Source organism: Nitrobacter sp., assembly GCF_051535215.1.
Lineage (GTDB): Bacteria > Pseudomonadota > Alphaproteobacteria > Rhizobiales > Xanthobacteraceae > Nitrobacter.
Genome location: NZ_JBPPLY010000024.1, coordinates 14,330 through 29,190, shown reverse-complemented (window position 1 = coordinate 29,190; position 14,861 = coordinate 14,330). Strand labels below are relative to the sequence as shown.

The window sequence follows — 14,861 nt, the reverse complement described above, 5'->3', positions numbered from 1 at the left end:
TCCACGTCACCAGCGAGGCGAACGCAAGCCCGATCATCACCGCCTTCACCACCGCGTCCGCCTGCAGGAACATCCCAAACGGCGACAAATCCCGCGGAAGCAAAGAGGCAGAAACAGCAGGCGAAGCCGAGGGCGCGGTCGATAGCGTATCGCTTTGGTTTTGGATTGGACTTGGGATTGGCTCTGGACGCGCAACCTCGGCCGGAGCCGATGCCGAAGCTTGAGAATCCGACGAAGTCGTTGATTGCGGAGTCGTTAACGAGGGGGATTGAGCGATCAACGCCGGTGCAACGGTGGGCGATGCTGTTGATTGCTGCGATGTGGAAGACGCGGGTGAGGACGGTTGCAGGTCCTGCGCTCCAACGACTGAAACCTGCGCCAGAGTGATACTGGCCAGCGCCAAAGCTGTCGCAATCCGGGCGATCGTCCTGACCATTTGACTACGCCGCACGGTTTCGTCCTGACACATTCCACTCTCTTTTCGTTGTGCCGCCGCTCGGCGCGCAATCATTGTCATGCTCAAAGACCGCTGTGTTTGTACGATCCCTTTTCGACATTCGTCTTAAAAGAGCACCAGACAGCCACCAGCAACGGGATCGCCAGCGCAGCCCAGGACAGCGCCCACCAGATGCCGCCCTGCCCCAGCAGAGCCGATAGCAAGCCGAATACTGACGAGGCCGCTATTGCGGTCGGCCAACGCCATATCCGGTAGCTGGACTGACGCGTCATTCGGCCGCCTCGGATTGCGCGCGAGCCGCGATCGGCGCACGGCGTTCCCGAAGCACCGCCTCAAGCGTTTCAGCCGAAGCACGCCGGCGGCCCCACCACAGATAAAGCCCGCTACCGAGAACAATGATGCTCGCGATGTCGAGCAGCACCCAGATCAGCTTCAGCGGCAGACCGCCGTAATCCCCGAAATGCAACGGTTGCGACAGAAACAGCGCCTTGGAATACCAGGGCATCTCGCGCATCGCAGTGAGTTCGCCGGTTCCGGCATCGATCAACACCGGAACGAGCAACCGGCCGGTCAGCGGCGTGTTACCTGTGGTGAACACCGTATAATGATGCTCACCGCTGAATGCCGATCCCGGGAGAAAGACGGAAATGACGCGCCTGTCCGGCGCCGTTTCTCGTGCGACACGCAACGCGACATCGATCGGTACATGATGCGTGTAAGGTGGCCGGCTCTCATAGGGCCGCAGCATGTCGCGTAATTCGGTCGCTTGCCACCGCTGCTCTATCGGCCCGGCCAACGTGTTAATCGATCCTGTGGTCCCGACCACCAACAACCAGGCCAGCGTGACGATGCCCAGAAGATTGTGCAGATCCAGCCAACGGACGCGCGGGCCGCGCGCGGTGCGCACCGTACCGAAGCGAAGTTTTCTCATGAACGGGGCGTAGACCACCGCGCCGGAAACCATCGCCATCACGAGCAGCAACCCCATCGCCCCCAAAAACAGGGAGCCGGGCAGGCCGGCGAACATATCGATATGCAGTCGCCGGACGACATACATGAAGCCGGACGTGGTGGACGGCTCCTCTCCCAGCAATTCACCCGTGCGCCGATCGAACTTGTAGTAATAGCTGGTTCGCAGCGGTGGATTGTGCGTGGCGGCCGTCTGTACGAAAGCGATATGAGGTTCATCCTTGAGAAAAAAGACGACGTCGGTGACGGAGCCGATCGGCCGCATTGTTTGCGCCCGATCGACGAGGTCTTGAAGCGCAGGCGCAGGCGTACCGGCCTGCACCTGCTTCGCCGGCGGATGGGGTTCCAGCCAGTGATCGATTTCCTCGGCGAAAATCAACGGCATCCCGGTGAGGCACAACATCACGAGGACGACCATCGAAATCAGGCTGCTCCACTTGTGCAGCCATATCCATATTCGCAAGGTGCGCGGTTTCATCGTTCAGATGTCCGGACCAGAATGCTGTGAAATTGAATCGTCAACGACGGTCCGCGGGCTTACGTCCGAATTGCCGACTGACGCTTCAAGCGCGTCGATCGACTTGATTGGCCGCATGATGAAATCGGCCACCGTTCGATATCCGGCCCCTTTCACAGCCGGTGGCACCGCGTCATGGTTCAGCCGGGCAACGTCGGTCGAGAGCTTGTCGGTGCAGAATTCAAGCCTGGCGAACCAGGGAAAATCCTGACTGACCACCGCTGGACTGCATTGAAGTTTCGCCGCAATCACCATTTGTAGTTCAGTGTTGCAAGGATGGCGCGGCGTGTTCCGTAGGTGCACATGGTGTCGCCGTCGCACTGACTTACGTATATTTTATCGAAGACGTTGGTCGCACTCACCGCAAGCGACGCGCCCGCAAGCCTGGAAGAAATTTTTTCAAGGTCGAATTTGACCCGCGCATCGAACAACGTCACCGCCGGAACATCGAGTTTATTCGAGAGGTCGGTCGTGGCTCCGACATATCGTGCGCCTGCACCTATGGTGAGACCGGACAATGGTCCGGTCGCGAAGCCATAGTCGCCCCAAAGCGACGCCTGATGGTTCGGCGTGGAAAAGAGCTTGCGTCCGACCTCGGCGGGGTTGGCGCTCTCGGTAATTTTATGATCCAGGTAGGCGTAGGACGCGATTACATTAAAATTCTGAAGCACCTCTGCCTTAGCTTCGACTTCAATCCCCTTTACATTAACTTCACCGATCTGGCGTCGCTGAAACAGGGCGTCACTCGTGATACGGTTGGTTTGCGTAAGATCGAAAGCCGCAACGGTTATGAGCGTTTTCGTTCCTGTCGGCTGGTACTTTATCCCGGCTTCGAACTGCTTTCCTTCGCTGGGTTTGAACGCGCTTCGGGTAATTGAGTCGAGGCCTGTCTCCGGTTGAAAGGAGGTTGCGTAGCTTACGTATGGTGCGATCCCGCTTTCGAAGAGATACGTCAACCCCGCGCGGCCGGTGAATGCTCCATCATTCTGATCGTTTCGGCTGGCCGGAGCGAATGATGTTACGGCATTGTCGAGGGTGCTTTTCGCGCGGTCGTAGCGGCCACCAAGGGTCGCGATCCATTGTCCGAACTTGATCCGATCCTGTGCATAAACGCCCACCTGATCGAGGATCGACTCGTAGTTCGTCAATGTAAAGTCATCGACAGTGACCGGTCCGGAGTTATATTGAGGATTGAAGACATTCAGCGGCGGCGCTGAACCCGTCGTAAAAAGATCACTTGACGTTTCACGTCGATAGTCGAGACCGACCACAGCGTCATGAATGAGCGGCCCGGTTGCGACGTCGATCTTGAACTGGTTGTCGATGGCAAACGCGCTGGCTCGGTTCTGAACCTGAATACCGCCCCGGTTAATCTCTCCATTGCCACTCAGATAAGAACGGCCCGTGATGACGCCGCGAGTGAAAAAGTCAGTGTCGCTGAAGCGCAAGTTCTGTTTGAACGAAAGCGTATCGTTGAACCGATGTTGAAACTCGTAACCTACCGACGCTTGATCCCGCTTCAGCCTGTTGAAATTCGGCTCACCGAGATAGCGGTTTGTCGCGATTTTGCGCCCGTCGAAATCGTAAAGCGACCCGACCGCAGGCATATAGTTGAAGTAGGACCAGACACCGCGATCGCGTTGATACATCCCGAGCACCGTCAAGGAGGTATCGTTGTTTGGCCGCCACGTTAAGGCCGGGGCAATGAAAGCCCGGTCATCTTCGGCGAAATCCAATTGTGTTCCCGAACTCCGTGCCAAACCTGTCACGCGGTAAAGGAACTGGCCGCCCTCGTCGATCGGACCGCCGAAATCGAATGCTCCTTGAACTCGGCCGAAACTGCCTCCTTGAACCTGCACTTCTCTCACTGGCGTTCCGGTAGGACGCTTCGTCACCATGTTGATGATGCCGCCTGGGCCGGCCTGACCGTAGAGCCCGGATGCCGGTCCTTTGAGAACTTCAAGACGCTCAAGCGCCCACGGATCGACAACGCCGCTTGCCGTGCCCTCGATGCCGCCAGTAGGCAGCCTCAACCCGTCAAGATAAAGATCGGTGCGGAAGCCGCGGACTTGCGTATAGACATCGAAAGGCGAGGCCGCACCATAACCCTCGGATCGAACGCCGGGCGTATAACGTAGCGCCTCACTCACGCTTTGCGCGCCCTGGGCCTTGATTTGATCCGCCGTGACCACATTGATCGTCTGCGGAATCTCGATGATGGGCGCGTCTGTTTTGGAGCCGGTTGCGCTGCGTGTTGCGACATAACCTTGCACTGGACCCCATGCCGTTTCGCCTTGAACATCAATCGTATCAAGCGGGATCGCGCCAGCCGGCAACGTGCCGGCGGCTGCCGTAGTGCCCGGACGTTCAATCGCTACGGTGCTCGCGTTGGTGAAACGATAGGTGAGTCCAGTACCGGCCAATAGCCGGTTCAGCGCGACCGCAGGAGTCAGCGCGCCGCTCGCGCCAGGCGAGTTGATGCCACGGACAACGCCCGCATTGACGAACACCTGCACACCGCTTGCCGTCGAGAATTGCACAAGCGCCTGCGACAGGGGTTGCGCCGGAATATTGAACTGTGGCCGGGTCGATGCAGTCGTCTCAGTGGAGCGGGTTTGCGAGAGCGCTGGCGATTGCAGCGTCGAGACAAGAAGGATTGCCGTCGTCGCCATAAGGGCGAGGTTCAACGCCGGTCGCCGCAGGAGATATTCACGCGCGACCCTCGCTTCCGCCGTGCCGCTTGTCGTATCGTCTGTCCGCATCGCCCCCACCCGATTGTCCCGCAAACGGCGGGACTGCGAAGGGCGCGTTTCACACCCTCATAGGGATCGACACCTGAGAACGCCAAACTAATGAGTGGCGCAGCAACTGTTTATTTTAGAATCATTCAAGCCGGATAGACGATCGTCAGCAACGGACCAGCACTGAAAAGACGGATCGGCAGCGTTTCGGCGAGCGTTTGCAACGCATTCTCGGGTTGCTTGGCGCTGAAAATTGCGGTCACGGGAATAGCGCCAAGACTATTATCCATCAGGACGATCCGGCCGCGGCGATAGCGTCCAATCTCGGCCAGTACGCGCCTGAGCGGGACATCCTGAAAAATGATCTGATCTCGCCGCCACGCTTCCGCAGTCTTGAGATCGGCGCGCATGAGGGCAGATTGTCCGTTTCGGCCGAAGCTGACCTGCCATCCCTGCTCGACTGTGACGGCGGGAAAAGCACCCCACACCATGACGGCATGCTCGGACACCACGACCGTGACGAGGTCATCAACAAACTTCACGTCGAATTTCGTCCCCAGCGCCTGCATCACGCCGTTAGCGGCATCAACCAGAAAAGGACGCGCCGGGTCAGCGGTCGTTTCAAAAAACGCCTGCCCCCGATGGAGCCGGACGCGTCGCTCGGTTGGCATAAAATCCACTGACAGAGCCGAATAGCTACCGAGTTCAACCGAAGTTCCGTCTTCAAGGGAAACGGTCCGCCGCTCGCCCACATCTGTCTTATAATCCGCGAAGAGGTCGTCGCGATTTCGAAGGTAGATTGCGCCCGCGCCGATCAAGACGACGGCGCTGCCCAGGATCACATTGCGTCGACTGAAGACACTTTGCGCGCGATGCAGCCGTTCAAGCTCGGGCTTGACGATATCGAACCGTCGCCACAGGGTTTCGGCGCGCGCCAAGGCAGCAGCGTGGTCAGGATCTTCGGCAAGCCACGCCTCAAATGCACGGCGGTCCTCGGCAGTGATTTTGTCGTCCCGCATCCGGACGAACCATTCCAACGCCTCAAGAACCACCGGGTCTGTCGATTCGTCCTCCATGGCCCGTTCCTAGCAGGAGGGAGCCGTCTCGACACCTGAATCGGTGCGAAACCTGAGCCTCTCTTTATTAAAGACACCTGAGAAGCCGCAGATGAGGATCGCCTGGAGGGAATTATTTTTGCACGAGACGCCGGTCGAGATCAGCCAGAGCGCTGACAATCTGGCTGATGACGGTGGCACGAGAGACCCCCTGGCGGGCTGCAATCTCGTCGTAGGTCAGTCCGTCGAACTTGTGCAGGACGAAGGCGTCCCGCTTGCGGGGCGAAAGCGCGGCCACGGCCTGTAGCACGCGGCGCAACTCGCAGCGATAGATCGTCGCCATTTCCGGCGATGGCCGGGCGTCGGCGATGGCATGTAAATCCGCTTCTTGAAGTTCGACTTCGGAGCGCCGGGCGACGTCTCGTATATGATTGAGCGCAAGGTTACGAGCCGTGGTCGCGAGATAGCCGGGAATATCGGAGACGTTACCACGATCCGCATTGTCGATGAGTTTGACGAATGCCTGCTGGACAAGATCTTCCGCGGTGGTTCTGCTTCTGACCATGCATCTGACGAGCCGCTTTAGCCGCCCTCGTTCGGCGGCATACAGTCCGGCAATGTCAATCGCGCGGGCGCTCATTCTATCCAGACTCCGACGCGGCTGCATAACCTCGCTGGATGCGGTGAATCCGCTCACCGTTGCCATGCATTCGTAACCAGAGGTACTGGATCACAAATTTTGTTTCAAATACAATAATTTAGATCGGTTCTAAACGATGACGAACCTCACACCGTCGATCCAATCCGGGACATGCCCTAAGTGATTATGAGGCCCCGCTTTTGTTTCGATGCAACGATATCGACCACAACTCCGGATTCTCGCCGTCTGAGAAATCCGCTGGCCGGTTTGCCGGCATGGCCACACGAGGGCGACTCCATCAGGGGGCAATATCGACTGCCCGAAAGTGGAGATCATTAGCGAGTACAGTGACGTCGTGGCACTTCTTGACTGTGAAGGTTGGTCTGTTGCGCTGCCGAACCCGAGCGCGCGCAGCACCACCACCTCGTCGCGCAGCCATGCGAGAAAGCGGCGCCCGTTGGATCGCCACCCCAAATTTCGTCAGCTACCAGCGATAGCTCACTTTGCCGATCACGGTGCGCATGCGCCCCACGTTGCATTGAGTGATAACGGCGCACCCCGCGACATACTGCGTGTCGAAAAGGTTGGTGACATTGACGGAGAACCACCAGTTGTCGATGTCGTAGCGAGCCATCGCATCCACCACCGTATAGGCGGGTGCATAGAAGGTATTGGCCCAATCTCCCGCGCTGGCCGCGACATAACGCACGCCTCCGCCAAAGCCGAGCCCGTTCAGCGCGCCCTCGCGGATGGTGTAGTCGGCCCAAATCGAGGCAAGATGGGGCGGCGTGCGGACCGGCCGTTTGCCGAGATCGATGTCCTCGCTTTTTGTCACTCGCGCATCGTTGTAGGAATAGGCCGCGGTCAGGTTGAGATTGCTGGTCAGGCTGGCAACCGCCTCGAATTCGAAGCCGCGCGAGGTGACCTCGCCAGTCTGGATGCTGAAGAACGGATGTGCCGGATCCGCCGTCGTGACATTCTGGCGCCGCAAATCGTAAACCGCGGCCGTAATCCGCAGGTTTGTGTCCTTCGGCTGATATTTGATACCTACCTCGTATTGCGTTCCGGTTTCCGGCCTGAATGGCGTCTGGTCAAACGTCGTTCCGGAAACGGGCATAAAGGATTCGGAGTAGCTGACGTAAGGGACCACGCCGCTGTCGAACTCGTATCCAAGCCCGGCCCGCTTCGTAAAGGCCTGATCTTTCTGATTGGTGATCGTGTCGCTGAAGGTGTCGACGGTCCTGGACTCCGCCCAGTCGTAGCGGCCGCCAAGAGTTAAAATCCAGCGGTCGAGCTTGATCTGATCCTGAAGATAAATACCGGGGAAATTTTCGGTCTGCCGTGATCCGTAATTATCAGGCGGAAGGAAAACAGGCTGGCCGTAGATGGGAACATAGACGTCGATCGGGCTGGCAGTTCCTCCCCATGATCCTACAGAGCCGTATTGTCGCCATCGATAGTCCACACCGAACAGCACGGTGTGGTGCAGGATGCCGGTCGTAGCTTGCAACTCGGCCTGGTTGTCGATCGCAAAAGTGTCGAAGCTCATAAACTGGGTGACGAAGCTCCGGTCGAGCGTGCGCAGGTCGGCCTGAAGGCCATCCGGTGTGACGTTGCGACTGTCCCAATTTTCCCTAGTGTATTGAAGGTTCTGCCTGAAGGTCAGGCTGTCGGTGGCACGATGGACCAGATTGTAGCCAGCGACGGCCCGCTCCGTCATATTATAATCAAGGGCAGGTTCGCCGAGATAGCGCGTGAGCGGGATTCGCCCGTTCGGATTGGGCAGCGCCGTTCCCTCCGCCGGAAGCCCATAGTTCCATTTGCCCTTGTCTTTTTGATACAGGGCAAAAGCCGTGATTTCAGTCTCTGTGGTCGGGCGCCATGTCAGCGCGCCGGAGAGGAACGCGCGCCTGTCGTTCGAGAAGTCGATGCCGTTGCCGCCCTCGCGCATGAGACCGGTGAAGCGATAGAGCAGCGTCCTGTCCTCCGTCACCGGACCACTGAAATCGAAAGCGCCGCCTTTCTGGTCGAAGCTGCCGCCCTGAAGCTGCACTTCATGAATGGGTTGCTCGGTCGGGCGCTTGGTGACAAGAGCGATCACGCCGCTCGGCTGGTTCTGCCCGTAGAGAACGGATGCAGGCCCGCGCATCACCTCGACGCGCTCCAGCCCGTAAGGCTCGATGTCGCCGTTGCTGATGGTGCGCAGCCCGTTCAGCAATATCGACCCGTCCCACGGAATGGCACTGAAACCTCGTATCTGAAACGTCGGAGCACTGTGCTGAACGCCGCCCGTCTCGGCAAAGACGCCCGGCGTATATTGCAGCGTCTCGTTCAGAGTCTGGTTTCTCCTTGTCTCGATCTGGTCACGCGTGACGACCGAGATCGACTGCGGTACTTCGATGATCGGCGTATCGGTCTTGCTCCCCGTCGCGCTGCGGCTGGCGACAAAACCCTGCACCGGCCCCCACGCTGTCTCGCCCTGCACGTCGATGGTATCGAGCGAGATCGCGCCAGCGGGCGTCGCACCGGCGGCGCCCGCCGCTGAGGGATTAATGATCTGCACCGTGCGCGCGCCCGTGAACCGTGCCGTCAGTCCGGTGCCGGCGAGCAGCCGGCTGACGCCCTCGCGCACCGTAAACGTTCCCGAGACGCCGGATGTGCGCGCATCGCGCGGCACCGCACCGTCGAACACGAGATCGACGCCGGCCGCGCGCGAGAACGCCACGATGCCACTCGACAACGGCTGCGGCGGAACGGAGAACGCGATCGAACGTTGGAGCGCGCCCGCTGCCGGCGCTGATGAAGACGCAGGTTGCGCGACTGCGGGTGACAGGGTTAGCAGCAAGGCGGCAAGCGACGTCGATCCCAGCAAGGCCACCAGCCTGGTCGTTCCGCCCCTCGAAACACTTCGCCCCACCATCGCCCCCGCTCCTGTAAACAAGCAGGCGTCGGCGTGATGCCGAGCCCTCATTCGTTCAGACGAAGCGGATCCGGCGTTATCAGATGGGCCGAAAAGAATTTTTGACTTACGACCTCATGCCTCGAACACCAGCGTCAGGTAGGGCGTCACATTGACGACGCGGATCGGGAGCGTGTCCTCAAGGGTGGCAAGAATATTTCCCGATTTCTGGAGATCGATAATGAGAGTGACAGGGCGCGCCGCCAGCGCCGATCCCATCACCATCAGCCGGCCTTGCCGCCAGCGATTGAGCGACGCGATGACCCGCCCGAACGGTTGCGAGATGAAAACCAGACGGCCGTCACGCCAGCCAAGCTCCGAAGCCGGATCGATCGTCTGAGGCGCGCCGATGTTCTCGCGGCCATATGTGAGTTGCGATCCGGCATCGAGCCGCACGCCCTCCGTGCCGACGCGGACAGCGACAGCGTGGCGGGCGACTGTGACGCGCACGTCATCGTCGGAGACATAATCGACGTTGAATGCAGTCCCGGCCGCCATTGTGCGGCCGGCTGCGGCCTCGACGACAAACGGGCGCGACGTGGTGGACACAACCGAGAAATAAGCCTCGCCCCGGTGCAGCGTAATCAGGCGCAATTCTGAACTGAAATCGATCGACATAGCCGTCGCGCCGGCCATGTCCACAGTTGAATCGTCGGCGAGCTTAACCGTTCGGCGCTCGCCGGTGGCGGTGCGGTAGTCCGCAAAGGGGTGCTGCTGATAGGCCGTCCAGGTGCCAGCACCGACCACCGCGGCGAGCACGCCCGCACCGAACGTTCGGCGCGTGACGGCGATCCGCTTGGTGCGGCGACGCGACCTCACGATCGGAAGCTCGGAGGCTCCCGACCATAGTCGCTCGACCTCTGCATAGGCGGCGCGATGGCGCTCGTCCCGCCGCAGCCAGGCGCGGAAGGCGACCTGATCGGCCGGCGCGACCTGATCGGCGTGCATGGTCGCGAACCATGTCACGGCCTCCTGCGATACGGGATCGAGATTGCAGCCGAAATCCTCGTCGTCGGTCCAATTGGGATCGGTCCCCATCAGACGCGCTCCTCTTGCGATCGTCCCGAACGACCCCGGGGCCGGCCGTACCATAGGTGCTCTTATCTGGAGACGATCAGGAGAGCGAAATATCTGACGGGGAGCGAAAATTATTCCTGGACCCGGTCGAGCGCCGCCTTGAGGTGCATCATGACCCTGAGCATGTGGCTGAACGCGGTTTGCGCCGTAACCCCCATGATCTGCCCGATCTCGGCAAATGTCTTGCCTTCAAGACGCGCCAGAAACACCTCGCGCGGCCGCTCCGGGATTTGATTGAGCGCCGCCTGCAACAGTGCCAGTTCCTGGCGCGAGAGCACCGCACGCTCGGGAGACGGTGCTTCATCGACGAGGCGGTTGAGCACGTCGTCGCTATTGTCGACGAGCGGCATCAGCCGCTGCCGACGCGCCAGATCAATCGAAAGGTTGTTCGCGATACGGAAAATATAGGCCTGAACGTTGTCGACCGGCCCGGCCGGAGTCGCGGTGAGGAGCTTAAAAAAGGTGTCCTGCACAAGGTCGGCAGCGGTGTCCGCGGACGCGCCGCGGCGGCGCAGGAAGCATTTCAGTTCCTGACTATGCCGCCGAAACAGATCTTGGACATCGAATGCCACAGGCGAGCCCCTCGTCGCAAGGATACGCTCCCGCGCCTTCCTGCTTGCAACCGCTGAAGCATTCCATATGCGAGTGGCAATTGCCTTGCAATCTCACGTATTTAGACTTCTTCTAGGATCAAATACCAAACTATCGAAGCCGATCGGAGAGCTGTCGCCTTGCTGATTTATGATGCTGAAATCCTGACGGATTTCACCGTCGTTGCATTTTCGCGACCGCGACATGCAAAGGTTCGCGCTTTTCGTGCGGGACACACAGGCACCCCGGGACTTGACCGCCGTCGTTCCAACTTTGAGCCACGGGACTCGTCTGCGCAGCCTCAATTTCCACTTTGCACTCCACACGACTTCTTCGTCCGATGAACACGCTCTCCTAGCGTACCGACACGGCGCCGAAACGCTCAGCCAGCGCGCGGAATCGATCAAGTTGATCCTGTCGCAAGGCTTTCACTTCATCCCGCCCTACGAACACTTTGAACATCACGCCGCCATCGACATTCAGGAACGCGACGAATGCCGAAGACTTGCCCATGAAGGGGCGTTCGACAAAGGCAACGGCAGCGCACCGATCATGCCGCAGATGTCCGTGCAAGCCTTTCGGCTGCATCAGATTGAAATAGCCGCGGCCGACCTCGCCATTCGGAACCGGGCCGGTGAATTCAAAGATCGCATCAGCGGTGTGAACAATGAAAGTCACCTCCCCCCATTGCGCGATGTCCTGCATGGCCTCTGTGAACGCGCTGCCCTGACAGAACTTCACCATGCCGGGCGGCAATGCTTCGATCACGGTCTGCGGCGACACGTTGCGGTCACGCGCTACATCCTCGATCACCGCTCCAGGATTTTCTGCCAGATAGGCTTTCAGATCGGAAACAGTCGTGCCGGTCACATTGGTCCTCCAGCGATATGACGGGTCGAGAACGACTTCACGCCGCAACGTCCGACTTCCGTTCGCTCTGGATGATCTCAAACCCTTCGAACTTCGGGTGACCAAGGTACAGACTCTCGCCTGTCTGGTTGTCGGCGCGCGCATGCGCCTGGCGAAAGGCCTCAGACTTCGTCCATCCTTCAAACGCGGCGCGATCAGCCCAGGTAGTATGGCTCGCGTAAAGCGTGTGATCCTCGGATGTTGGTCCCTTCAGGAGATGGAACTCGATGAAGCCGGGCATGGTCCCAAGGTAGGATTCACGCGTTGCCCAGACCTTTTCGAACGCGGCTTCGGAACCTGGTTTAACCTGGAAACGGTTCATCGCGATAAACATCCTGGTATCCTCCTGCTTCACGCTCGGTGTACTCTGCATTTTTGCATCGCCGCGGCAAAATGAAAAACGAACCGCGCCGGGGCATCATCGCGATTCAGTGACAGTCACGTCAGAATCGATGTCACGCGCCGCCAAAATGAACCTTCAAGCCGGCCTTGAAAACAATCCCCGGACCCGGACTGCTGAACAGCACGTCGTTCTGGGTCGTGCCGTCAGTCGACGATCCCGGGATCGCGTAAGGTCGATAATATTCATTCAGCAGGTTCTGGATCGACGCCGTCAAGATGACATCCTTGTTCGCCTGATAGGTCAGATACAGGTTAACCAGGTCATAGGCTGTCGAGGGCAGATAGCCTGCCGGAAGATCCGTCAGCGCAGCATAAGATGACCACTGCGCCGACAGGATCAGCTTTCGGTCCAGCAATCGCACACCGGCGGTGGTCGTGACTTTGCGTGGCTGCACAGTGGTTAGGCCTGTATTCGTGGCTGTGTTCTTGCCGCGCTGAACGTTACCGGCCACACCGACGAACCAGTCACCGGCATCATAGGTGGTCTCGAACTCGAAGCCTTCGATCCGGGCGTCCGCGATATTCTGATATTGGTAATATTGGCTGAACGGCCCGAACATCGTCATCGTCGGAGGCGAGGCGACCAGATCGATATAATCCTCGACATCGTTGCGGAAGACGTTGAACTTCGCACGGAACGCATCACCCGCCGTCAGGACTCCGTCGTATTTGAGATTGATGCCGATTTCCTTGGTCTTGCCGACTTCAGGCCGCAGGTTCGGATTGGGCAGGAAGCAGAACAGCCCGCTGGTGCCATCCGGACAATTGAAAAAGGCCGGTCCACCACCCGTTGCATGGGCGCCCGCAATCAACGTCTCGGTGATTGAGGGCGCGCGATAGCCTTCGGCATAACTGGCGTAGGGCGTAAATCCGACAACCGGTGTGACCCCGACGGTCACCTTCGGCGAAAGCCGCTCGCCGCTGGATGACGTTTGGCCCAACGTCGTCCCCGCTGAATTCAGTTCATAGCGGTCGTAGCGAACGGCGCTGATGACTTCGAGCCAGCTATCATACTTGTTCCGTAGTTGCACGAAACCGCCGGAAACAGTCCGGCTACCGCTGGGCGTCGTGATGTTGGAATTGCCGCGCGAGTCGGTGGTTCGGACGTCATCGTTGAAGATGTCGAAGCCGTAGGTCACTGCGTTTTGCCAGTTTCCGATGTCGAAGCGGGACGTGTTGTTGACGTCGAGACCGATCGTGTCGAGCAGGTAGCCCCGCTTGTCGCCGACACAGCCGGAGATATTGTTGCCGGTGACGCCGGGACCGCAATAGGCCGCACCGCTGGTTGAGTAATGATAGGTCTTGGTCTGATCGTTATCGACGCGATTGCCATACAACGACATGTTCCAGTCGAACAGCCTGTCGTCCGGCTTCGAATAGCGCCAGTTCAGCGTACCCATATAGTTCTTGGCATCCGAGGCGTAGACAGATGAACCCTGATTGAGCGCACGCTGGGCGGCTGTGGTCGTCGGCCCCCTATTGAACTGGCCGATACTGTATTGGTAGTCTTGGAACAATCCGCCGAACTTGATTTCGTGCCCTTCGGCCGGACGGACCGTTACCTTCATCAAGCCGGCCGCAATATCATTACCGGTATTGCCGATCTCGGTCCCCGCGCCGTCCTGGTAGTTCTCTTGCGTGCGATAGACCGCGCCACCGAACACATCGACGGTCGGATCAAGACGAACGCCGCCGAAGATCGAACCCAGTCCCCGGTTGTTGTTGGTGCCGTACGAGCCCGTCATGTCTACGCCCCAGCGCTCGCCCGGATGAAGAACATCATTGATGTCCTTGGTGCGAAAGGATGCGACGCCGCCGATCGCGCCCGAGCCATAGATGTTGGCTGTTGGTCCGCGCGTGACATCCACCCCGCCGATCAGTTCCGGGTCGAGAAAGAAAGAGCCGTTGGCATTATGGCCGGTGCGTTGATAGTTCTGGCGCGCACCATCAATGACGACGGCGACCCGGCCGAAATCCTGCAAGCCGCGAATATTGATGGAACTGGACGGATCGTCGCCGCGGTCCTGGAACGTGACACCGGGCATGGCTCGGAAGATATCCGATATCCGTCCCGGCTGAAGTCCCTGGATCTGCTCAAGCGTCACCACGCTAACCGGCGCGAGCGCGTCAATGGCTCGTTCTTCAGTTTTCGTCGCCGTCACAGTGATCATGTCGAGCGGCACGACGGTCTGAGAACCGATCTGCGCCCGCGCGTTGAGCGCGGCCGCCCCGGTAGATGCTCGCTGCCATACGGCAGCACGCTTGCGTTTTGTTGGACTTGGAAGCTCGGCTGACCGCTCTGAAGGAGCGGCGCCGGGCGCTTGCTGCGCAAAGGTGACACCGGTCGCCGTCAGCGACATCGCAACAATGGAAACACTCATCTTCAAGGCGCACGAACGCCCAGTCCCGCCGACCTTCATTGTCCCGCGACCCCAGTCTACGATGTCTTTCGTCGGGCTCGGCTGGCGGGCGCTGCGGTCGATGCAGTGGCTTGCTGGCTGCCTGTCAGTGACATGCACTCCCCGGAGCGCACGCTTCGTCTCG

General features: G+C 59.4%; 13 protein-coding genes and 1 pseudogene. 1 reads left to right on the top strand and 13 read right to left on the bottom strand.

The genetic code is table 11. From position 1 onward, the window contains the following. From ACS3WB_RS15385 to ACS3WB_RS15350, 8 genes and pseudogenes are all read right to left on the bottom strand, one after another. A pseudogene (locus tag ACS3WB_RS15385) lies at nt 1–469 on the bottom strand (tonB-system energizer ExbB); the annotation flags it as partial. A gap of 50 nt (nt 470–519) precedes the next feature. Beyond that, nucleotides 520–729, bottom strand: coding sequence for a hypothetical protein (locus ACS3WB_RS15380; protein ID WP_438276358.1), 210 nt, complete (start codon nt 727–729; stop codon nt 520–522). After that, complete coding sequence (locus tag ACS3WB_RS15375; RefSeq protein ID WP_438276357.1) at nt 726–1,904, bottom strand: PepSY-associated TM helix domain-containing protein; 1,179 nt, start codon at nt 1,902–1,904, stop codon at nt 726–728. Before ACS3WB_RS15375 ends, ACS3WB_RS15380 begins: the two co-directional genes overlap by 4 nt. Nucleotides 1,905–1,907: 3 nt before the next feature. Then, nucleotides 1,908–2,198, bottom strand: a complete 291-nt coding sequence (locus ACS3WB_RS15370) for a hypothetical protein (RefSeq protein ID WP_438276356.1) — start codon at nt 2,196–2,198, stop codon at nt 1,908–1,910. Continuing rightward, on the bottom strand, nt 2,192–4,705 hold the full coding sequence (locus tag ACS3WB_RS15365) for a TonB-dependent siderophore receptor (protein WP_438276355.1): 2,514 nt from the start codon (nt 4,703–4,705) through the stop codon (nt 2,192–2,194). The genes ACS3WB_RS15370 and ACS3WB_RS15365 overlap by 7 nt, the downstream gene beginning before the upstream one ends. Nucleotides 4,706–4,830: 125 nt before the next feature. Continuing rightward, a complete protein-coding gene (locus ACS3WB_RS15360; protein ID WP_438276354.1) occupies nt 4,831–5,760 on the bottom strand; it encodes a FecR family protein in 930 nt (309 codons plus the stop codon). Nucleotides 5,761–5,872: 112 nt separating this feature from the next. Next, entirely contained in the window at nt 5,873–6,379 is a 507-nt protein-coding gene (locus ACS3WB_RS15355) for an RNA polymerase sigma factor (RefSeq protein ID WP_438276353.1), read from the bottom strand. A 484-nt stretch (nt 6,380–6,863) separates the two neighbouring features. Next, on the bottom strand, nt 6,864–9,104 hold the full coding sequence (locus tag ACS3WB_RS15350; protein WP_438276352.1) for a TonB-dependent siderophore receptor: 2,241 nt from the start codon (nt 9,102–9,104) through the stop codon (nt 6,864–6,866). A 1-nt stretch (nt 9,105) separates the two neighbouring features. On the opposite strand from ACS3WB_RS15350, the gene ACS3WB_RS15345 reads away from it, so the two are divergent. Continuing rightward, nucleotides 9,106–9,336: a hypothetical protein gene (locus ACS3WB_RS15345; RefSeq protein WP_438276351.1), complete on the top strand. Its 231-nt coding sequence runs from the start codon at nt 9,106–9,108 to the stop codon at nt 9,334–9,336. Between the two features lie 77 nt (nt 9,337–9,413). Here the strand turns inward: ACS3WB_RS15345 and ACS3WB_RS15340 are convergent, their stop codons facing one another. The 5 genes from ACS3WB_RS15340 to ACS3WB_RS15320 form a co-directional block, all read right to left on the bottom strand. Then, nucleotides 9,414–10,376, bottom strand: coding sequence for a FecR family protein (locus ACS3WB_RS15340; RefSeq protein WP_438276350.1), 963 nt, complete (start codon nt 10,374–10,376; stop codon nt 9,414–9,416). A gap of 110 nt (nt 10,377–10,486) precedes the next feature. After that, nucleotides 10,487–10,987 carry an RNA polymerase sigma factor gene (locus tag ACS3WB_RS15335; protein WP_438276349.1) on the bottom strand — a complete coding sequence of 167 codons (501 nt, stop codon included), beginning with the start codon at nt 10,985–10,987 and terminating at the stop codon, nt 10,487–10,489. A gap of 373 nt (nt 10,988–11,360) precedes the next feature. Continuing rightward, complete coding sequence (gene hutX, locus ACS3WB_RS15330) at nt 11,361–11,876, bottom strand: heme utilization cystosolic carrier protein HutX (protein WP_438276348.1); 516 nt, start codon at nt 11,874–11,876, stop codon at nt 11,361–11,363. Nucleotides 11,877–11,913: 37 nt separating this feature from the next. Further along, nucleotides 11,914–12,249, bottom strand: a complete 336-nt coding sequence (locus ACS3WB_RS15325) for an antibiotic biosynthesis monooxygenase family protein (protein WP_438276347.1) — start codon at nt 12,247–12,249, stop codon at nt 11,914–11,916. A gap of 121 nt (nt 12,250–12,370) precedes the next feature. Next, entirely contained in the window at nt 12,371–14,698 is a 2,328-nt protein-coding gene (locus ACS3WB_RS15320; protein ID WP_438276346.1) for a TonB-dependent hemoglobin/transferrin/lactoferrin family receptor, read from the bottom strand. Nucleotides 14,699–14,861: the final 163 nt, after the last annotated feature.